General features: G+C 44.8%; 18 protein-coding genes and 1 tRNA gene. 14 read left to right on the plus strand and 5 right to left on the minus strand.

What is annotated here, in order from left to right; all coding sequences use genetic code 11:
* Nucleotides 1–2 precede the first annotated feature (2 nt).
* Nucleotides 3–1133, minus strand: coding sequence for a phosphodiester glycosidase family protein (locus AC0WRU_RS08235; protein WP_476127933.1), 1131 nt, complete (start codon nt 1131–1133; stop codon nt 3–5).
* A 134-nt stretch (nt 1134–1267) separates the two neighbouring features.
* Between AC0WRU_RS08235 and AC0WRU_RS08240 the strand changes: the two genes are divergently transcribed.
* The 5 genes from AC0WRU_RS08240 (at nt 1268) to nspC (ending at nt 7509) form a co-directional block, all read left to right on the plus strand.
* Nucleotides 1268–1741, plus strand: a complete 474-nt coding sequence (locus AC0WRU_RS08240; protein ID WP_476127934.1) for a DUF7716 domain-containing protein — start codon at nt 1268–1270, stop codon at nt 1739–1741.
* A 301-nt stretch (nt 1742–2042) separates the two neighbouring features.
* Complete coding sequence (locus tag AC0WRU_RS08245) at nt 2043–2666, plus strand: SMI1/KNR4 family protein (RefSeq protein WP_476127935.1); 624 nt, start codon at nt 2043–2045, stop codon at nt 2664–2666.
* A gap of 176 nt (nt 2667–2842) precedes the next feature.
* Nucleotides 2843–4723, plus strand: a complete 1881-nt coding sequence (htpG, locus tag AC0WRU_RS08250; RefSeq protein ID WP_476127936.1) for a molecular chaperone HtpG — start codon at nt 2843–2845, stop codon at nt 4721–4723.
* Nucleotides 4724–5161: 438 nt separating this feature from the next.
* Nucleotides 5162–6361, plus strand: a complete 1200-nt coding sequence (locus tag AC0WRU_RS08255; RefSeq protein ID WP_014280785.1) for a saccharopine dehydrogenase family protein — start codon at nt 5162–5164, stop codon at nt 6359–6361.
* An 8-nt stretch (nt 6362–6369) separates the two neighbouring features.
* Nucleotides 6370–7509, plus strand: coding sequence for a carboxynorspermidine decarboxylase (gene nspC / locus AC0WRU_RS08260; RefSeq protein ID WP_476127937.1), 1140 nt, complete (start codon nt 6370–6372; stop codon nt 7507–7509).
* A gap of 201 nt (nt 7510–7710) precedes the next feature.
* On the opposite strand, the gene AC0WRU_RS08265 is transcribed toward nspC, so the two are convergent.
* A complete protein-coding gene (locus AC0WRU_RS08265; protein WP_476127938.1) occupies nt 7711–8208 on the minus strand; it encodes a hypothetical protein in 498 nt (165 codons plus the stop codon).
* Between the two features lie 610 nt (nt 8209–8818).
* Between AC0WRU_RS08265 and AC0WRU_RS08270 the strand changes: the two genes are divergently transcribed.
* Together AC0WRU_RS08270 and AC0WRU_RS08275 are read left to right on the plus strand one after the other, a co-directional pair.
* A complete protein-coding gene (locus AC0WRU_RS08270) occupies nt 8819–9334 on the plus strand; it encodes a hypothetical protein (RefSeq protein WP_476127939.1) in 516 nt (171 codons plus the stop codon).
* Between the two features lie 77 nt (nt 9335–9411).
* Nucleotides 9412–9918: a GNAT family N-acetyltransferase gene (locus tag AC0WRU_RS08275; RefSeq protein WP_476127940.1), complete on the plus strand. Its 507-nt coding sequence runs from the start codon at nt 9412–9414 to the stop codon at nt 9916–9918.
* A gap of 98 nt (nt 9919–10016) precedes the next feature.
* Here the strand turns inward: AC0WRU_RS08275 and AC0WRU_RS08280 are convergent, their stop codons facing one another.
* Nucleotides 10017–10460, minus strand: coding sequence for an N-acetyltransferase (locus AC0WRU_RS08280; protein ID WP_476127941.1), 444 nt, complete (start codon nt 10458–10460; stop codon nt 10017–10019).
* A gap of 380 nt (nt 10461–10840) precedes the next feature.
* Between AC0WRU_RS08280 and AC0WRU_RS08285 the strand changes: the two genes are divergently transcribed.
* A tRNA-Leu gene (locus tag AC0WRU_RS08285) sits at nt 10841–10925 on the plus strand.
* 144 nt (nt 10926–11069) lie between these two features.
* Here the strand turns inward: AC0WRU_RS08285 and AC0WRU_RS08290 are convergent.
* Nucleotides 11070–11594, minus strand: a complete 525-nt coding sequence (locus AC0WRU_RS08290; RefSeq protein WP_476127942.1) for an NAD(P)H-dependent oxidoreductase — start codon at nt 11592–11594, stop codon at nt 11070–11072.
* 200 nt (nt 11595–11794) lie between these two features.
* Between AC0WRU_RS08290 and AC0WRU_RS08295 the strand changes: the two genes are divergently transcribed.
* Nucleotides 11795–12151, plus strand: coding sequence for a winged helix-turn-helix transcriptional regulator (locus tag AC0WRU_RS08295; protein WP_103048052.1), 357 nt, complete (start codon nt 11795–11797; stop codon nt 12149–12151).
* 217 nt (nt 12152–12368) lie between these two features.
* Entirely contained in the window at nt 12369–13541 is a 1173-nt protein-coding gene (gene fabV / locus AC0WRU_RS08300) for an enoyl-ACP reductase FabV (protein WP_476127943.1), read from the plus strand.
* Between the two features lie 248 nt (nt 13542–13789).
* Here fabV and AC0WRU_RS08305 read toward each other — a convergent pair whose 3' ends face one another.
* Nucleotides 13790–13993 (minus strand): hypothetical protein, encoded by a 204-nt coding sequence (locus AC0WRU_RS08305; RefSeq protein ID WP_025685103.1) that lies wholly within the window; start codon nt 13991–13993, stop codon nt 13790–13792.
* Nucleotides 13994–14161: 168 nt separating this feature from the next.
* Between AC0WRU_RS08305 and AC0WRU_RS08310 the strand changes: the two genes are divergently transcribed.
* From AC0WRU_RS08310 to AC0WRU_RS08325, 4 genes are all read left to right on the plus strand, one after another.
* Complete coding sequence (locus AC0WRU_RS08310; protein ID WP_476127944.1) at nt 14162–15313, plus strand: sn-glycerol-1-phosphate dehydrogenase; 1152 nt, start codon at nt 14162–14164, stop codon at nt 15311–15313.
* A 199-nt stretch (nt 15314–15512) separates the two neighbouring features.
* A complete protein-coding gene (locus tag AC0WRU_RS08315; RefSeq protein WP_476127945.1) occupies nt 15513–16610 on the plus strand; it encodes a substrate-binding domain-containing protein in 1098 nt (365 codons plus the stop codon).
* 315 nt (nt 16611–16925) lie between these two features.
* Nucleotides 16926–17636 (plus strand): L-ribulose-5-phosphate 4-epimerase, encoded by a 711-nt coding sequence (gene araD, locus AC0WRU_RS08320; RefSeq protein WP_476127946.1) that lies wholly within the window; start codon nt 16926–16928, stop codon nt 17634–17636.
* Entirely contained in the window at nt 17633–19330 is a 1698-nt protein-coding gene (locus AC0WRU_RS08325) for a ribulokinase (protein ID WP_476127947.1), read from the plus strand. The genes araD and AC0WRU_RS08325 overlap by 4 nt, the downstream gene beginning before the upstream one ends.
* The last annotated feature ends 130 nt before the right edge of the window (nt 19331–19460 follow it).

The raw sequence follows: 19460 nt of genomic DNA on the forward strand, positions 1-19460 counted from the left end.
GTCTATTGATATTTTACAATAATCGCATTGCTGATTTGGCGACCGGGTGTGGTGAGATAGGAGCCGTTGTAGTACAGCCCACTGGAAGCACCGCCGTCCAAATTCATGGCCTGATAAGCGCCTGCCTGCTTCATGATTTGAGCGAGCTGTGACATGGTGGCTCCGCTTGTGGTCAGGAGGATCAGCTTATGATCCCGTGTAATCCCGAGGGCGCTTCTGGTCCCGCCGCCTGTTAATATTTTAGGGTCCTTGAAGCCTTCGGCTTTTATATTCAGGGAAACCTTTCCATTCGTCACTAAACGAGGCCCGGCTTGAAGGGCGCCTTCGACGTTGCCTTGACTTAAACACTGCTCAAAGGCAGGACCTGAAACCAGCTCGGCCAAATGGTTGGCATCGTACGTAAAGACGGTTCGTTGGTCGCCAGAGCTTTTTTTCAACAATTTCCCGTGGCTGACCAGATAGCCGTAAGGCGTTTTGTAGGAGCTTTTGGTATAGGCGTCAAAGTAGGTACCGTTGATGGCTAAAACTGCTTGATTGCGTTTGGCGAGACCGCTTAGGTTCTCCACCTTGCCGATGGTATTGCCTGCCAGCGCCACGTCCAGACTCACCTTGGGATGAAGCATGGAGATGGTGACCACCTTAGCGGAGAAGGTGCGTGATCCGACCTTGAAGCTTTTATGAGCCGTCTGGATCGGTGTGGTGCTGCCAGGTAGCTTGCCCGTGAATACCGGAAGCCTGACGGACGTTGTGCCCTGCTTGATATGTACGGATGAGGTTTCCTTTTGCCATGAGACTTGCAGGTTTAGGTGCTGGCTGATGAACTGCAAGGGAACGTAGGTTAAACCGTTGTCGGTAAAAGGAACGCTGTGCATACGAACGGTCTGGTCATTCACTTTAGCCGTAGATTGTCCTGCAAATAAGGTGATACGGGTATCGCCTTGGGCAATCTCAATCTTTTTGTCCGTAGCCGTCTTGTTGATAGTGATCCCTTCATAGCTGTTCAGGAGGCGGAGAGGGATGAACGAATGGTTACTTTGATCCACATAGACCAGCATAGGTGTTGGTGCAGCAGCGTAGATCGGGGTTACAAGTAATAGCAGGGACAGGATAACAAGTGCGGTGATTCTTTTCATGAATAGATCAATCTCCTTATGTAGTCTTGACACTTTACGAGGTGCTTGTACTTATATCGGGTTTTATAAGTTGTAAATGTATGTATATGTGAATTTTAAGACTTCGGCTGATATCGAAACGGGGTGGGCTTGAAATGAGCAGATACGAGCGGAGACTTGCAGATTACCTTCGCAGAGAGCGTCCGTCTTATCGTATGTTTGAAGGATTACAGGAACTGGTGCGCAGCGTGGGGCAACTGGATAATAACTGGTTATATGTGAATGTGGATCAATGGGATCAGGACCCTGTTCATACGCCGGTTTATTATTTTGACGAGCATTGGCTGGATGAATGTGCAGAGGCCGGTACGGCCGTAACCAACGAGCAGGACGAGTATATCCCCGTGTGGATGGCGGATCGTCAGGTTCAAACGTGGCTGGAGCTGGCGACCTTCGAAGGTATTGTGGATGTTCTCAAGGATACAGGACAGCCTGTGACGCTTCAGATGGTAATTATAGCGGTGAAATATTATGACAAGCACGATGCCTATCTGGACTATGAAGAGGTTAAGGCGGTGACAGACCTGTGGTCTGTGCTGACGAAAGTGCGAGGCCGCCTGACGGGATGAACGAGGCCTGTGGAGCAAACGGGAAATACATACGCTGGATGGAGGAAACAGAATGAGCTGTTTGAATCAAGAAACGGCCGCAGAGTGCGACGTGAAGGAAAAAGGTATGCCGCAGTTACACCAGATGCTCCAATACGCAAGACAGGGTGTTGGATCATCTGACGTAACCACAAGCCACTTCGCTAGTAATACGAATATTTTGCAAATGAGGATAAAAGCAAAATCTGTTAAGCTGAACTTGAAAAAAATGTGTATGGCATATGATGCAGTTCTGATATAGAAAGGAAAGAGGTGTGGGGACATGGACAAAAAGGCGGATATTCGCACATCCATGAAGGAGTTATTTGCACATATGGATGAAGCTTTTTTTATGGATTTGGTAGAAAATGTACCCTTCGAGATGCGTGACGGCAATGCCGATGAGGAAGGCTGGATCAAGTGGAAGCCTCTTCCTTCGCAGATCACAGAGCAGGAAGTTCGGGATCTTGAGGAAACCTACCATTTCGAGCTTCCTCCCCTATTGAGAAGTTTCATCATGTCCTATCATTATGTGTCTTTACAATTCGATAACGAATGCATTCCGGGGGTGTACTGGAGCGATTGTACCTTCGTTGAGTTTCCACGACTGCCTGTCGGCCAAGGCTTGAAGGGATTTCATGATTTGCTCCGCGAATGGTCGCCCTTGCTATCGGCAGGTTATATTCCTTTTGCAATTGCTGAGGACGATCAGGGCCCCGTTTGTTTGAATGCAGGAAGCAGACATAAGGATGGGGACTATCCTATCGTATGGTTCTTTCATGAGGATTTGCAGCATCTGGACGAGGACGAGTTACGGATCAGGGAAAACCTGATTCCCCATGTACAAGGGCTGTTTCCCTCTTCTGTCGAGATGTTTAACGTAATGTTTAAGCAGATCAGGCACTAATAATTTCGGGATTGGGACTATATCATGCATATATCGTATTGACATAAAAAATGAGGAATGTTATAAAAAAAGGTAGGCTGGCACTCGAAAGAGGGGAGTGCTAACAGGCTTTCCTGTTTGGGCGGTCCCCCATGTGCAGCCTTACATAAGGTTCATATTCGAAAGGAGATATCAGAATGGAGAAAAAACAGTTTCAGGCTGAATCCAAGCGTCTGCTCGAAATGATGATTAACTCGATTTACACGCAAAAGGAAATTTTTCTAAGAGAGCTGATCTCCAACGCAAGTGATGCAATTGATAAAATTTATTACAAAGCGTTGACGGATGATCAACTGGTCTTTGACAAAGAAAATTACTATATCAAAGTAACAGCCGACAAGGAGAACAGAACGCTCACTCTTCGCGATACCGGGATTGGTATGACCAAGGAAGAACTGGAAAACAATCTGGGTGTCATTGCTAAAAGCGGCTCGCTGGCGTTCAAAAATGAAAATGAATCCAAGGATGGACATGACATCATTGGGCAGTTCGGGGTCGGCTTCTATTCGGCATTTATGGTGGCGGATGTTGTTACAGTGACTACAAAGGCACTGGGCAGCGATACCGCTTATAAGTGGGAATCCACAGGTGCAGATGGATATATCGTTGAACCGGCTGAAAAAGACGAGGTCGGCTCTGTGATTGTTTTGAAAATCAAAGAAAACACCGAGGATGAGTCCTACGACGAATATTTGGACGAGTATCGTTTAAAAGCACTGATCAAGAAATACTCCGACTTTATCCGTTATCCGATCAAGATGGATGTTACAGGCAAACGTCTGAAAGAGGGCAGTGACAACGAGTTCGAAGATTACGAGGAAGAACAGCGTATTAACAGCATGGTTCCAATCTGGAGAAAGAACAAAAGCGAGCTGACCGACGAGGATTATCAAAATTTTTATGCGGAAAAACGCTATGGCTACGACAAGCCACTCCAGCATATCCACGTCAGCGCGGACGGCGCGGTCGTGTACCAGGCTATTTTGTTCATTCCAGAAAATATCCCGTTTGATTTCTATTCCAAGGAGTATGAAAAAGGACTGGAGCTGTACGCCAACGGCGTGCTGATTATGGAAAAATCGCCTGACCTGCTGCCGGATTATTTCAGCTTTGTCAAAGGTATGGTGGACTCCGAAAGCTTGTCGTTGAACATTTCCAGAGAGATGTTGCAGCATGACCGCCAACTGAAGCTGATTGCCAAAAATATCGAAAGCAAAATCAAAGGCCAACTACTGACTCTGCTCAAAAATGACCGGGAAAAGTATGATCAATTCTACAAATCATTTGGCAGACAATTGAAATTTGGCGTCTACAACGATTATGGCACTCATAAGGAGACGCTTCAGGATCTGCTCATGTTCTACTCTTCTACGGAGAAAAAGCAGGTTACACTGGACGAGTATGTATCGCGTATGCCTGAGGATCAGAAGTATATTTATTATGCTTCCGGGGAGTCCAATGAGCGTATCGAGAAGCTGCCGCAGACCGAAATGGTGGCCGACAAGGGCTACGAAATTCTGTATTTCACCGATGATATCGATGAGTTCGCTATTAAAATGCTCATGAGCTACAAGGAGAAAGAATTCAAATCCGTATCCAGTGGCGATCTGGGCATTGAGGCTGACGAGAACGAGAAGGAAACAGATGCGGAACAAAACGACAACAAAGAGCTGTTCGAGTACATGAAGGGCTTGCTGGAAGGCAAGGTATCCAGTGTTAAAGCCTCCAAGCGCTTGAAGACACATCCGGTGTGTCTGTCCGCAGACGGCGAAGTGACGATTGAAATGGAGAAAATCTTAAATGCTATGCCGAACAACGCCGATGTAAAAGCGAATAAAGTGCTGGAAATCAACATTAACCATGCGGTGTTCAACTCTCTGAAAGAGGCTTTTGCCGAGGACAAGGAGAAGGTCAATCTCTATACGGCATTGCTGTATAATCAGGCACTGTTGATCGAAGGCTTGCCACTGCAAGACCCGGTTGAATTCACCAACGATATTTGCAAAATCATGGTTTAATAAGGTTTAGTTTTGTTTTAGTTTTATAGAGAGCCGTTCCCGCATCGGGGGCGGCTTTATTTATGATAAACAATCCTACAGTACCAGCCAATCATTTTGCCACCCCTTGAATCTTCTTCATAGGAATTAGCGGGGTGGCCTTTTTATTAGATATAAGATAATATTAACTCTTTAAGGCTGTTTACCTGGAATGCAAAAAAACCTCCGGTAAACGTACACTGACTTCCTTGGAACGCCTTCGGAGGTGCTATTGTTCTCTTCATTTTATGGCGTTTTCATACCTGAATTTGGGATTTGTAAAATTTTTGTGACATAGCGGTGTGAATTTTTACACTGCAAATTATCGTTTTTCTTGATTATTTGGTGGGATGTCTTTATAATCATTTTGTTTGCAAGAATGATTAGCGATTAGCGTATGGAATAAGGAGGTTATTTATTTTGGGAAAAGCATTGATTATTGGCGCCGGTGGCGTGGCCAGCGTTGTGGTGCATAAATGTTGCCAAAACCCAGATGTATTTGAAGAAATTTGTATCGCAAGCAGAACTGTTGAGAAATGCGATGCGCTTAAAGAAAAGCTGGGTGGAGGCCGTACGAAGATACAAACGGCTCAGCTTGATGCTGACAACACCGACATGGTCATTGACCTGATTCGAAGCTTTCAACCGGATGTAGTTATCAATGTGGCTCTCCCTTATCAGGATTTGACGATTATGGATGCTTGCCTTGAGACAGGCGTTCATTACGTTGATACGGCGAATTATGAACCGCCGGATACGCCGAAGTTTGAATACAGCTGGCAATGGGCCTACAAAGAAAGATTCGAAAAAGCGGGCATTACAGCTCTGCTGGGCAGCGGTTTTGATCCAGGCGTGACTGGAGTATTTACGGCTTATGCTCAAAAGCATTATTTTGATGAAATTCATACGATTGATATTGTAGATGCGAATGCAGGGGACCACGGATATCCTTTTGCAACTAACTTTAATCCGGAAATTAATATTCGGGAAATTACGGCGAAGGGCCGTTACTTTGAAAATGGAGAGTGGATTGAAACTGAGCCTCTTTCCGAGAAAAAGGTATACGACCTTCCTGAAATCGGACCGAAAAACATATATCTTTTGTACCATGAAGAACTGGAATCTCTTGCAGTAAACATTAAAGGTGTGAAAAAAATCCGTTTCTGGATGACTTTCTCGGACAACTACCTGAATCATTTGAACGTGCTTCAAAACGTAGGTATGACTTCTATCGAGCCTATTGATTACGAAGGACAACAAATCATTCCATTGCAGTTCCTGAAAGCCATTTTGCCAGACCCGGCTTCCCTCGGACCTAGAACCAAGGGTAAAACGAACATTGGATGTATCATCCAGGGTATTAAAGACGGAAAACCAAAAACGTATTATGTATACAATGTGTGTGATCATGAGGAATGCTATGCAGAGGTTGGCTCCCAAGCCATTTCCTACACGACAGGTGTTCCTGCCATGATCGGCGCAATGCTTATCATTAAAGGCATCTGGAAAAAACCAGGCGTATATAACGTTGAGGAATTTGATCCAGATCCATTCATGGAAGCACTGAATAAACACGGATTGCCATGGCAAGAGAGCTTTACGCCAACGTTGCTTGATTGAGGCCTGTGATGAATATTGATATTAGCGGACTTCCATCACCTTGTTACCTTGTTGACGAAAGACTTCTTGTGAAAAACCTTGAGGTTTTAAATTCTGTTCAAGAGCGAACAGGCTGCAACATTTTGCTTGCTCTTAAGGGATTTTCGATGTTTTCGACCTTTCCTCTGGTTGGCAAATATTTAAAAGGTGTAACCTCCAGTTCGTTGTTCGAGGCGAGACTGGGTCGCGAAAAAATGGACAAGGAGGTTCACGTATACGCACCAGCTTATGTTGACAGTGAATTTGACGAGCTACTGGAGTATGTTGACCACGTCGTTTTCAACTCCTTCGATCAATTGAAACGGTTCAAAAGTAAGGTGCAAGGCGTGACTTCCAAAAAAATCGACATCGGAATTCGGGTCAATCCGGAATATTCGGAAATCGAAACTCCGCTGTATGATCCTTGCTACAACAACTCCAGAATGGGTGTAACCTTGGCTAACTTTAGACCTGAGGATCTGGATGGCGTGGACGGTATTCATTTTCATACGATGTGTGAACAGAATTCAGACACGCTGGAGCGCACCATTAAAGTCGTGGATGAGAAATTCGGGCCATACATTAAGAACATGAAATGGCTTAATTTTGGCGGCGGTCACCATATCACCAGAGAAGACTATGATCTGGACACGCTGGTACGCTGTATTCAATATTTTCAGGATAAATATGGTGTACAGGTTTACCTGGAGCCGGGCGAAGCTATCGCTTTGAATACCGGTTATCTGGTTGCCACAGTCCTGGATACGATGAAAAACGGAATGGATATTGCGATTCTGGATACTTCGGCTGAGTGTCATATGCCCGATGTGCTGGCTATGCCATATCGCCCGAATATCATTGATGCAGGTAAGCCTGGTGAGTATGCGCACACCTACAGACTCGGTGGCCTTACCTGCCTGGCCGGAGATGTAATTGGAGACTACTCCTTTAAAGAGCCATTGAAGCCGGGAGACAAGCTTGTATTCTGCGACATGGCCCATTATACGATGGTCAAAAACCACATGTTCAACGGAGTCAACCTGCCAGCCATCGCCAGCTACAACGACGAAGAAGGCATTAAGGTGATCCGCCAGTTCTCCTACGAGGACTTTAGCTCACGTCTGTCCTAAGATATGTATAGTGTGAAATGACTGATTGTACCGAATGGAATAACTGAACTACAAAAACCTCGCCCCTTGAGATAGGGGCGAGGTTTTTTGGCGTAGTTAGGGATTTTTTTGATTTTTATACGTGCCTTTGTATGTATCCAATACAACAGCAGGCATTAAATAATGATTAACTATTTGGTAAGTTACATAAATTTAATTAGTCTACCTTACAACTTCAGAAGAGATTTTATAGTCAAATATATGTCCTCCAGGTTGAAGTCCTAACGCATTGACGGTCAAGTAGTAGTCCTTACCTTTTTCAAGATCTGCGTTTAAAAAATATTGACCGTTTCTTGATCTTTTAACCTTTTGACCATTACTATCGTAAAGAGTTAGTTCCAACCAAGAATCAGGATATCTGTCGCCCTGAATAGTAAATTGAACATTGTTCGATTCAAAAGCCTTAATTGTATATACATCGTAGTTTTCCCACATCCCCTGCTTCTCTTCACCGAGGGTTCCAATGACAGCATCACCTATAAAATAATAGTTAGGTTCTTCAAAACTATTATTTGGCTCCTGTTCATGATATTCAAGTAAGGAGGTGAGATTTGATTCCTTTGCTACTGGTGCAGAATCTGCATCTTCAGCAAAAGCGGCACCTGCAGAAGTGCTTAGCAAAAGTGTAAGACCTAATGAAGCTAACAGTGTTTTTTTCATGAATAAACGTCCTCTCTTATTTTGGGGTTTATATTCATTTATATGAATATATTAGTAATTGCTTCCTGAATTATTGTATACTATTTACCAGTAAATTGGAACAATAAAAAGGAATATTTATCAATAAAATAAATATAATAGAACATTTTGTTACAAAGGTGTATTTTTTCATCCCTCAGAAGTAAAATCTAAGGAAGTTCTGTAGAAAAGGAATGAAGTATGTACTAACTGCTCAAAATGGAATACATAATTCGGAATATATATGTTGAGTAGCGTGATATTTGAGGACTTATTGTTGAAACAGGCGAAGGGGATAAGCAGCTTCGCCTCACTTGTTATAGAAAGGTAAGGAGAAGCGATAGTTTGTTTTAGTAGTCAGCACACGCAAGCAATGGGTTTAATGAATTTTCATTATTTTCATAAAACCCACTCGCGCGATCATAAACACTACATATTGTGGTTTTTTATGGGTTTTGTTAGAAAGCTTTTTTGCTGGAAAACAGGTGAATTTCTTGGCTGCCAACATTTATGATATACTCATTGGATTGGAAACCTATTTGAATGTTAAATGGATAAATCATGTGGAAAGATAGACAGAGGTGAAATGAACATGTTCGACCCGACGGTTTTTGATAATTTAAAGGTAGCTATGGAAAATGCAGTATACGATCTGGATAGTCTGGATTCACGTATTGAAATCACGCAACGGATCGACCGATTGGAAATGTCCGTGATGTCGCGTGAATTCGCTATACAGTTCAGGCTGACAGAACGACCCGGTGTGACAGCAGAAATTCGCTTAAAGGCAGATTTAAACAACCTGGCTGCGGAAATTTTGGAGATCGAAGATCAAATCCCCGGATGTGTGCTGCTGCTCAGCTTCTATATGGAGGTTCGTGAGGTTGAAACACAATGTAGCCAGATTGAAGATATATTGACGCAGATTTGGAAGCCGGATCTTAAGCCGGTCCAAACGCTCAGCTTTGTTCACGGGGAGAAGGCAGCTACATACCAAAATAAGATTGAGCTTCAATTTTCCAGACAAATTAATGAAGATCAGATGGAGGATATCCCGGAGCTATTGGAGCATATTTTGCTGACGCTTACGGAATTACACAAGGCATGAAAATTGATTTCAACAATTTGGTCGGATTGAATTGAACTGGAAAGGGAAGTTAGAATTAAAGGAGCAGGGAATATAAAATGAATGAACTTGAATTCTCACAAGTGTATGCGATTATGGAAGCCTCTTTTCCTGAAACGGAATGTAGAATCTTTGCGTCGCAAAAGGCTCTGCTAAATCATCCTTGTTATCACTTAATCACTGAAAAGGATGAGCAAGGGCATACGATCGCTTTTCTGGCAGGCTGGGAATTTACACACTTTCGGTTTGTAGAGCATATTGCGGTAGATCAGGCTATACGTGGTGGCGGGTTAGGTAAAAAGCTCATGAGCAGATTTATTACACAGTCCGATAAACCGGTAGTGCTGGAGGTTGAGCCACCTGAGGATGAATGGACTCGGAGAAGAATTGGTTTTTACGAACGCTTGGGATTCCATCTCAACGATTTTGAGTATGTACAGCCTCCTTTGAGGGAAGGGCAGTCCGATCTGAGGCTTCAAATTATGAGTTATCCGTGTGCGCTGACAGAGCAGGATTTTGCTCCATTTAGACAAATTTTATATACCGAGGTTTACGGGCTGAAATGAGAGAACATATTTAATTAGTGTATATAAAAATGAAACAAGGCTCTGTTTTTGCCGTATTCATACGGGAGCAGAGCCTTGTTTCATTGAGACAGCGTAACTTAATGATGGCTATGTCTTGTCCAAACCATTAGAAATTCCTTTTCATTCGTTTCGGGATCAACGGATTCCTCTTGAATGATAAAGCCATTTTTGGTGTAAAAGTTAAATGCCTTCGTGTTGGACTGGTATACTTTCAATTGGATCTGATCATATTGCTTCTTAACCCATTCTAGTAGTAACTTGCCATAGCCTTTTCGTTGGGAACCTACTCGTATAAATAAGGCCGCCAAATATCCATCTATCATGGAAACGAAGCCACCAATAGTGTGATCGTCCTGTATAATAACGTAGTTTTGAGCTAGAGGAAGGTATTTGTCCTCCATTTGTCCAACCTGTGATGTCCAATATTGTGGATCAATAAAATGATGGGCCTCTATGGAAGCTTCCAGCCATATAGCGGTTAATTCTTTAAACTCTTCCACTTTCCCTGGTCGAATAGACATAGAGTGACCTCTTTTCCCAGTATATAATTTGGTTACGATAGTATGATGTTTAACATAAAAAAGACCGTCCGTAGACGGCCTTTTTACCCGTGGCGCTTATTTAAAGCTTTGATCCGTATCCCGCGCCTCCGTCATCTCTGAGAATTAGAGAATAACGTACCGGGTAAGGGATACGCTCAACATGTGATTACTAATGTTGACGCACCTCCTTTCCTGATGCGTTCATCTTACCATATATGGTGTGTGACATCCAGTTATTTTCGTATGTTTTCAGGAAAAATTTATAGAGAATATTATATAAAAATAACTTGATTTTATGGTTCATGGGAGATATAATCTTAATTACGATGATTGAAAAACATCGTATGAATACATAATATGCGGTCGTGGCGGAATTGGCAGACGCGCACGGTTCAGGTCCGTGTGGGCTAACCCCCCGTGGAGGTTCGAGTCCTCTCGACCGCATCTTACCCTAACAATTACAGGTTCTTGGATTGGCTGGATGCCACCAAGAGCCTGTTTTCATATGGTCAAGAAGCTCCGTGTGTTGCTCATCTCCTGGTGAACGGCATTTATGGCCATGTTATCAGAAATAAATAATCATTCTATTTACTGGAATATATATTTAATATAGTCTTTTGCACTCTGATCAATTTCTTCATCGCTCGCTTGAAATGAGGCTCCAAAGACAGCGAAATAGGGTAATGATATTGCACCAACATGTACTGCGCTAGCTTTAAAAGGTGTTATAACTTCATCTACAGTAAACGTAACGGAACCAGTAGGTAAATAATTTTCTTTTTTATCGCCAATGGACACTGCTATCCCTAGCTTCTTTCCTTTTAGCTTATTACCTTTTGAACCATAAGCCCATCCATGAGTAAAGACATCATCCATCCATTTTTTTAATAAAGGCGGGTAACTATACCAATATAAAGGGAATTGAAATATTACATTGTTGTATGCTTCAAGTAACTTTTGCTCTTTCAAGACATCAATGCTCCAGTTTGGATACTCTTTATAAATCTCATGAATTGTAATTTCATGGGTATATTGAAGCAATTCTTGTTTCCATCTTTGATTTACTCTAGAATCTTCAATATTCGGATGAGCTAAAATCACAAGAGTTTTCATAATAAATCACCTTTCTTGCGTAACATATTTTGCTTTTTGTAGATACTTATATTATTATTCTGTACGCTTCAAAAAAAGTAAATACACACAATAAAGTAATATAGTTACTTGAAAGTGTGCATTGGACTTAGAGTGAAGATATGCGATTATAAAAATAATTAGATAAGCTTTGTTATTTTTGGCGTTGAAGAGGTGGTACTATGAAACAATATAATTTAGGCATAGAAGCAACACTTGAGATCATCGGAGGTAAATGGAAATCATTAATCATATGTTTATTAATGTCTGGTAGAAAAAGGACAAGTGAATTACAGCGTAGTATTCCAGGCATTTCTCAAAAGGTTCTTATACAGCAACTTCGCGAACTTGAAAAGGATGGTATCATAGGCAGGCATGTGTATAATCAAATGCCTCCAAAAGTGGAGTATTATATAACGGAATATGGAATTACAGCAAATGAAATTATTGACTTAATGTGTTCTTGGGGTAGAGCTAATATCAAAATAAGACAACAGCAAGGAGAAGATGTGATGTTGTTAGAAAATGATTCAAAATGAATAGTTGAGTAAAAGAGCGTTGTAGACTGTGATGTTTACGGCGGTTTTCTTTTTTTTCGTAGAGTTGGCAGTTTCGGGATATCTGTTGTAGCAGCATATTCCTCAGTTACCTTCAAGTACTATGCTTTGTGTTGAGCCGCAAGCTAGTTTACTATATAGTTATGACTGGACCATTCCATCTATATTAAATCAATGTCTAAGTAGGGGGACCCTTGCAATGATTATTAAACCGAAAATCCGTGGTTTCATCTGTACGACTGCGCATCCCGGAGGATGTGCGGCTCATGTCAATCGTCAGATCGACTACATTAAAGACAGCACGTCAATACAAGGAGCTAAAAAGGTCCTTGTAATCGGAGCATCTACTGGATATGGGCTTGCTTCCCGTATTGCTGCGAGCTTCGGTATGGGGGCGGATACCATAGGTGTATCCTATGAACGTCCCGCTTCAGAGGGGCGCACGGCTTCAGCAGGCTGGTACAACACGGTAGCCTTTGAAAGAGCGGCCAGAGCGGCGGGCTACATAGCAGAAAGCATTAATGGAGACGCTTTTTCCCATGAAATCAAGCAGGAGACGTTGAAACTGGTTAAGGAAAAGCTGGGCAAGGTAGATCTGATTGTGTATAGTGTCGCCTCACCACGACGGACGCATCCCGATACGGGTGAAACCTTCAACTCCGTTCTCAAGCCCATCGGGCAGCCTTTTTCTAATAAAACGGTGAATACCAATACAGGTGTCGTATCGGAGATTACGCTGGAACCGGCAACGGAGGAGGAAATCGAAAATACGATAACGGTAATGGGGGGCGAAGATTGGTCCTTATGGCTAAAAGCGCTGGAAGAAGCGGATCTGCTGGCTGAAGGGGTAACCACACTGGCTTACTCATATATTGGCCCAGAGATCACGGAGGCCATTTACCGTAAAGGAACCATTGGCCAAGCCAAAAATGATTTGGAAGCCACAGCCCATACCTTAACGAAGCAACTGGAGCGTTATCATGGTAAAGCTTACGTTTCTGTAAATAAAGCTTTGGTTACACAGTCCAGCTCGGCTATTCCAGTTGTACCTCTGTATATTTCTTTGCTGTTTAAGGTTATGAAGGAAAAGGGTTTGCATGAGGGCTGTATCGAGCAAGCGCAGCGTCTATTCGGGAAGCTATATAGTGAAGCCACAGTGGAAACCGATGAGGAAGGACGCATTCGTCTGGACAATTGGGAAATGAGGGCGGATGTCCAGCAGGCTGTCCAAGAGGCTTGGTCCGGGATTACTACAGAAAACGTGTCTGAACGGGGCGACCTCGAACAATATCGTCTGGACTTCCTTCAATTATTTGGATTCGGGTTTGATGAAATTGATTATGATTTGGACGTAAATCCAGATATTCAGTAGCATCGTGGCTAATCGCGAATTGTACGGCAAACATAATAAAAACGGGCACTTACAAGCGAAATAAATGGCTTGTGGTGCCCGTTTTTTTATATGTTTGGCAAATGTATATAAGCTGAACTAAAAAAGGTACATGGAAAACGAAGTAGGCGGAATGGTGCTGTATAAGCGAAGCACCATCCGTCTGCGAAGTGACACTAAGGTAACTTTTAAGTTCGGCTTATATAGTGTTCTTGTTTCAGCAGTTGAAACTATTGGGGATCTGACGTAGATACCGATTTGTAATGAAGCAGACGAAAAACAGCGATGGTAATCATGATCCCGGCAACGCCGAAGACAGATACGGAGGTCAAAGCCTGATAGGCCTGCCAGCCGAATAAAAAAGCGATACCACTGCCAAAGGTTGTGCCTGCCAGTAAACCGAGTGCGCAAGCGATGTCTGTTCTGAATTTCATAAGTATTTTTCCTTTCGGAATCAGGATTTGAAAAGCAACATGTACTTTTCATCTGGACTTGGACAGGAACTTGTGCGTACAATTAAATAGAAATCGTTTTCAAAGGCAATCTTGTTATCATTATGGATCATTCTTGTGCAAATTATTCCTTTTCAGGAGGTAGATGAAATGAATATGAATGAGCAGATCAAGCAGTGGAACGAAGAGGCACATGAAAATAACACCGACCACCCTTACCGAAAGGTTGAATTGCTAATTGAGGTGCGTGATGGGGCGCTTGAAGCCATCGTCCCCTATCTGAAGCAACGGAATTACCGTCATGTGACGCTGGTAGAGGATGAACATACTTCTGCGGCGGCAGGGGAAAAGGTGGCACAACTCATACGTGACGGAGGTTTGGTGGTCGATGTGGTTCGGTTGCCTCCCAATGCTGTGGGGGATGTGATTGCAGATGAGAGTTATATCGTGAAAGTGTTGTTGGGCGTGACAGATGAGAGTCAGGCTGTACTGGCCGTAGGCTCTGGCACTATTCATGATCTGGTTCGCTTCGCATGCTATAAAATGAACCGCCCGTTCCTGTCGGTGCCGACGGCCGCTTCTGTGGATGGATTTACATCGGCAGGCGCGCCGTTGATTGTGGGCGGCAGCAAGCAGACATTTCAGGCTGTTCCGCCGGAAGCGATCTTTGCTGATCTATCCGTACTGGCGAGTGCGCCACAAGCGATGACTGCCGCAGGCTTTGGCGATATGCTCGGCAAATTCACCTCATTAGCCGATTGGCATGTGTCCAGGGATTTGGGAGACGAACCCTATTCGCCCCTAGCTAATCGAATCACGGAGGAAGCGCTGCGGGCCTGTGTAGAGCATGTTGATGAGATTGCAGCGGGTTGTCAGGCAGGTGTCGAGGTGCTGATGAACGCGCTGATCGCATCCGGCATTTCCATGCTGATGATTGATCATTCCCGTCCGGCATCGGGTGGAGAGCACCACATTTCCCACCGAATTGAAATGGATTTTATTGCGGAGGGGCGCAAGCAAATTTTGCACGGTGCCAAAGTGGGCGTAGCTTCCGCTTTGCTGGCGGACTTGTACAGGGATCTGGCTGCCAGCCAAGATGTGGATGCTTTTAAGGTATACCGAACCTTGCCAACGTCGGAGCAGATGCGTGCATGGCTGGCTCAGGTAGGTGGCCCGTCCACGATTGCCGAGCTCGGCGTAACCGAGGAACAGCTTGCACGCGCACTTCGCACAGCTCATACCCTGCGTAATCGCTATACAGGGCTCAAGTATATGAACGATCATCAATTGCTTCGTTCATAGTATGTACATCTGCACAAGCGGTATTTAGACGGGATTAGCCAAGCACTTGTAACATGGAAGTGGATTAGCGAATGGGTTTATGCCTCCGGTAGCTATACAACGATATCCTGCTCCTGTGACATTTGTATGTACAAATGAACGATATGCTATAATCGTGAAATACAAAGGGTACACGATATTGCAAGTGACGGAGGAAATTATGGCGCCCAAATATATACAAGTTAAACAAGAAATTTTATCATGGATTCATTCATCCAGGCTGGAGCCTCAAAGCCAGCTTCCATCTGAACATGAAATGTCTGAGCAATTTGCGGTTAGTCGGCAAACCGTGCGTCAGGCGTTAGGTGAGCTGGTACAGGAGGGTTGGCTGTTTCGCATGCAGGGCAAGGGCACCTTTGTTGCCACACGGGACAGCAAGCAACCCGAGGACCCACGGACCATCGGGGTCGTTACGACCTATATATCGGATTATATTTTTCCGTCGATTGTGCAGGGAATTGAATCCAAATTAAGTCGTCAGGGCTATAAGCTGCTGCTGTCAAGTACAGGCAATGACCCCGAGCAGGAACGGCAGTGTTTGGAAATGCTGCTAAGTCAGCCATTGAGCGGAATCATTATTGAGCCGACCAAAAGTGGGGAGCGCAACCCCAATCTGAATTATTACCTGACCTTGGAAAATCGCCAAATTCCTTATTTAATGATTAATGCGCGGTATGAGGAAATGGATGCGCCATGTCTGCGTGTAGATGATGAGAAGGGTGGATTTTTAGCGGCTGAGCATCTGATTAAGCTGGGACATCGACGGTTAGCCGGGTTTTTCAAAACAGATGATATGCAGGGAATTCTACGTATGAAGGGATTTGTAGCCGCCCACCGCAAATATGGGGTTACGCTGCATCCGAATGCAGTGACCACCTACCGGACAGAAGAAAAAAATGAGGTTCCGTTACAGCGTGCGTCTGTGCTGCTGAGTATGGAGCCGGGAGAGCGTCCTACCGGATGGGTAACCTATAATGATGAGCTGGCAGTGCGTTTGTTGGATATTGTGCGTTCGGCGGGTCTGAGCATTCCGGATGATTTGTCGCTGGTCGGGTTTGATGACTCTTTTTTGGCAACGGCAACGGAAATTAAGCTAACTACAATCCGGCACCCGAAAGAGGAGCTGGGATTTCGCGCCGCTGATACGATACTGTCGATGATCGAAGAAAAGGGCTTCCGCGAAGAGGATCGCCAGTGGATTATTCCGCCTGAACTGATTATCCGTGAATCTACGGGTCCTGTTGCCAGTGATGTATAAGAACCTGTAAATATGGGCGAGTTTTTATTTAGATACATGTAAGGACAAGTTGGAAGGATTGTAGTTCTGACACCTAATAGCATCTCGGCCTGCTCACTCGCCGTACCGGACAGTCTGTTTTCTGGATTGCAGAAAATAGGCTGTTTTTGCTATGTTTTTTCTGAAAATATAAACAGTTACACAGTGAAAAAACGTATAAAAAACACTGGCTAAGTTGTACGTACAAGTGTATAATGAAAGCGGAACCAAGGATATGAGGTCATTAGCACTTCCATTGCAGATTTCAGAAATGATAGTAAAAGGAGTGTCTTATACATGTTAGAACAATTGAGACAGGAAGTATGGGAGGCTAATTTGGCTCTTCCCAAGCATGGTCTGGTTACTTTTACGTGGGGAAATGTAAGCGGTATCGACCGTGAGCAGGGACTGGTTGTAATTAAGCCAAGTGGTGTGGCCTACGAGGAACTGAAAGCAGAGCAATTGGTCGTACTCAATTTGCAAGGCGATATTGTTGAGGGTGAACTTCGCCCTTCATCGGATACACCTACACATCTGGCGCTATACCGTGCTTTTCCACAAATCGGCGGTATTGTACACACACATTCCTCTTGGGCCACAAGCTGGGCGCAGGCTGGACGCGCGATTCCGGCATTAGGTACGACTCAGGGTGATTATTTTTATGGAACGATTCCGTGTACCCGCGCGATGACTTCAGAGGAAATTGCCGGGGAGTATGAGTTGGAGACGGGACATGTGATCATTGAGACGTTTGAGGATATTAGTCCGGCGGACATTCCAGGTGTACTCGTTAATCAGCATGCACCGTTCGCTTGGGGGAAAAATGCCGATGATGCCGTTCATAATGCGGTTGTGCTGGAGGAAGTAGCCAAGATGGCGTACCGTTCCTTCGCGCTGAACCCGGAATTAAGCTCTATGGATCAGGCACTACTGGATAAGCATTTTCTGCGCAAGCATGGAGCGAACGCTTATTACGGTCAAATGAAAAAGGAGGAGACACACAAATGAGCAAGTATACCATTGGTGTCGATTATGGAACAGAGTCCGGGCGTGCGGTCATTGTTGACCTCTCTAACGGAGCTGAAATTGCTACACATGTAACACCTTATCGCCATGGGGTTATTGATGAAGTGTTGCCTAGTAGCGGACGCAAGCTGGAAATGGACTGGGCGCTGGAGCATCCGGCTGACTATATTGAAGTGCTGACGACTTCTGTACCTGCTGTCATGAAGGAGACGGGGATTTCTCCGGACGACATCATCGGGATCGGAATTGATTTTACGGCATGTACGATGCTGCCGATTGATGCACAAGGACAACCATTGTGCTTTGACGAGAACCTGAAGGATAATCCGCATAGCTGGGTAAAACTGTGGAAGCACCATGCAGCGCAGGATGAAGCGGATCGTCTGAACGAAATTGCCTCACAGCGGGGAGAGGCATTTCAGCCTCGTTATGGTGGTAAAATTTCATCCGAATGGATGATCGCAAAAATTTGGCAAATTCTGAACGAGGCGCCGGATATTTATGATCAGACAGATCGCTTTGTAGAAGCGACCGACTGGGTTATTTCCCAGCTTAGTGGAGAGTTGAAGCGTAATCAATGTACAGCGGGTTATAAGTCTATTTACCACCATCGTGACGGTTATCCGGACCACGAGTTTTTCAAAGCGCTCGATCCTCGTCTGGAAAATCTGACGGATACGAAGCTGCGTGGTGAGGTTTATGACTTGGGCAGCCGTGCAGGTGGATTAACAGAGGACATGGCTGCAAAGCTCGGGCTGAATCCGGGAACTGCGGTAGCCGTAGGTAACGTGGATGCACATGCGGCTGTTCCGGCGGTAGGTGTCGTTACACCAGGCAAGCTGGTCATGGCGATGGGAACCTCTATTTGTCATATGCTGCTCGGTGAGGAAGAAAAAGAAGTCGAAGGTATGTGCGGCGTTGTAGAAAACGGAATTATTCCGGGCTACTACGGCTATGAGGCTGGTCAGTCGGCGGTAGGAGATATTTTCGCATGGTTCGTTGAGCATGCTGTTCCCGGCGAGGTGAAGGAGCAGGCTGCGGCAGAAGGCGTAAACGTCCATGTGTGGCTGGAGCGCAAAGCGGCAGCATACAAACCGGGCGAAACCGGATTGCTTGCACTGGATTGGTGGAACGGCAACCGTTCTGTGCTGGTAGATACGAACCTGACAGGTCTTATGGTCGGTTATACGCTGCTGACGAAGCCGGAGGAAGTGTATCGTACATTGCTGGAAGCCACAGCGTTCGGCACACGTAAAATCGTCGATGCGTTCCATCACAACGGCGTGCCGGTAGATGTATTGTACGCATGCGGTGGATTGCCGCAGAAAAACCGTCTGTTGATGCAAATTTATGCCGATGTTACCGGACGGGAGATCAAAGTAGCGGCTTCTACTCAAACCCCTGCGCTGGGCGCAGCGATGTTCGCGGCAGTGGCTGCGGGAGCAGAGGCTGGAGGGTATGATGATATCGTCCAAGCAGCGCGCCATATGGCTCGTGTACGGGACGAGAGCTTCAAGCCGATCCCGGAGAACGCGGCCGTCTATGATAAGCTGTACGAGGAATACAGCCTCCTTCACGACTACTTTGGACGTGGAGGCAATCCGGTGATGAAGAAGCTGAAGGCGATTAAGGAAGAAGCCGGGCGTTCTACAGAAGCGGCGAGCACTCATTCTTAAAAGGTAAGGTATCTAAAAAAGCACAGTACGCCGAGAAAACGGCAGACTGTGCTTTTTTTGTTCTTATATTCCGTAATTTGCAACAAGCGAAAGTCTTGTGAAATGAAAGATGGTAATGCGTTCCTTTCAT

The organism is Paenibacillus sp. 1-8 (assembly GCF_056316205.1).

Bases quoted from the DNA above. Each gene is read 5' to 3' on its own strand.
- htpG (WP_476127936.1), top strand. From the start codon at position 2,843: ATGGAGAAAAAACAGTTTCAGGCTGAATCCAAGCGTCTGCTCGAAATG.
- AC0WRU_RS08235 (WP_476127933.1), bottom strand. From the start codon at position 1,133: ATGAAAAGAATCACCGCACTTGTTATCCTGTCCCTGCTATTACTTGTA.
- nspC (WP_476127937.1), top strand. From the start codon at position 6,370: ATGAATATTGATATTAGCGGACTTCCATCACCTTGTTACCTTGTTGAC.
- araD (WP_476127946.1), top strand. From the start codon at position 16,926: ATGTTAGAACAATTGAGACAGGAAGTATGGGAGGCTAATTTGGCTCTT.
- AC0WRU_RS08305 (WP_025685103.1), bottom strand. From the start codon at position 13,993: ATGAAATTCAGAACAGACATCGCTTGCGCACTCGGTTTACTGGCAGGC.
- AC0WRU_RS08310 (WP_476127944.1), top strand. From the start codon at position 14,162: ATGAATATGAATGAGCAGATCAAGCAGTGGAACGAAGAGGCACATGAA.
- AC0WRU_RS08290 (WP_476127942.1), bottom strand. From the start codon at position 11,594: ATGAAAACTCTTGTGATTTTAGCTCATCCGAATATTGAAGATTCTAGA.
- AC0WRU_RS08270 (WP_476127939.1), top strand. From the start codon at position 8,819: ATGTTCGACCCGACGGTTTTTGATAATTTAAAGGTAGCTATGGAAAAT.
- AC0WRU_RS08245 (WP_476127935.1), top strand. From the start codon at position 2,043: ATGGACAAAAAGGCGGATATTCGCACATCCATGAAGGAGTTATTTGCA.
- AC0WRU_RS08275 (WP_476127940.1), top strand. From the start codon at position 9,412: ATGAATGAACTTGAATTCTCACAAGTGTATGCGATTATGGAAGCCTCT.
- AC0WRU_RS08325 (WP_476127947.1), top strand. From the start codon at position 17,633: ATGAGCAAGTATACCATTGGTGTCGATTATGGAACAGAGTCCGGGCGT.
- AC0WRU_RS08295 (WP_103048052.1), top strand. From the start codon at position 11,795: ATGAAACAATATAATTTAGGCATAGAAGCAACACTTGAGATCATCGGA.
- AC0WRU_RS08240 (WP_476127934.1), top strand. From the start codon at position 1,268: ATGAGCAGATACGAGCGGAGACTTGCAGATTACCTTCGCAGAGAGCGT.
- AC0WRU_RS08280 (WP_476127941.1), bottom strand. From the start codon at position 10,460: ATGTCTATTCGACCAGGGAAAGTGGAAGAGTTTAAAGAATTAACCGCT.
- AC0WRU_RS08265 (WP_476127938.1), bottom strand. From the start codon at position 8,208: ATGAAAAAAACACTGTTAGCTTCATTAGGTCTTACACTTTTGCTAAGC.
- AC0WRU_RS08315 (WP_476127945.1), top strand. From the start codon at position 15,513: ATGGCGCCCAAATATATACAAGTTAAACAAGAAATTTTATCATGGATT.
- fabV (WP_476127943.1), top strand. From the start codon at position 12,369: ATGATTATTAAACCGAAAATCCGTGGTTTCATCTGTACGACTGCGCAT.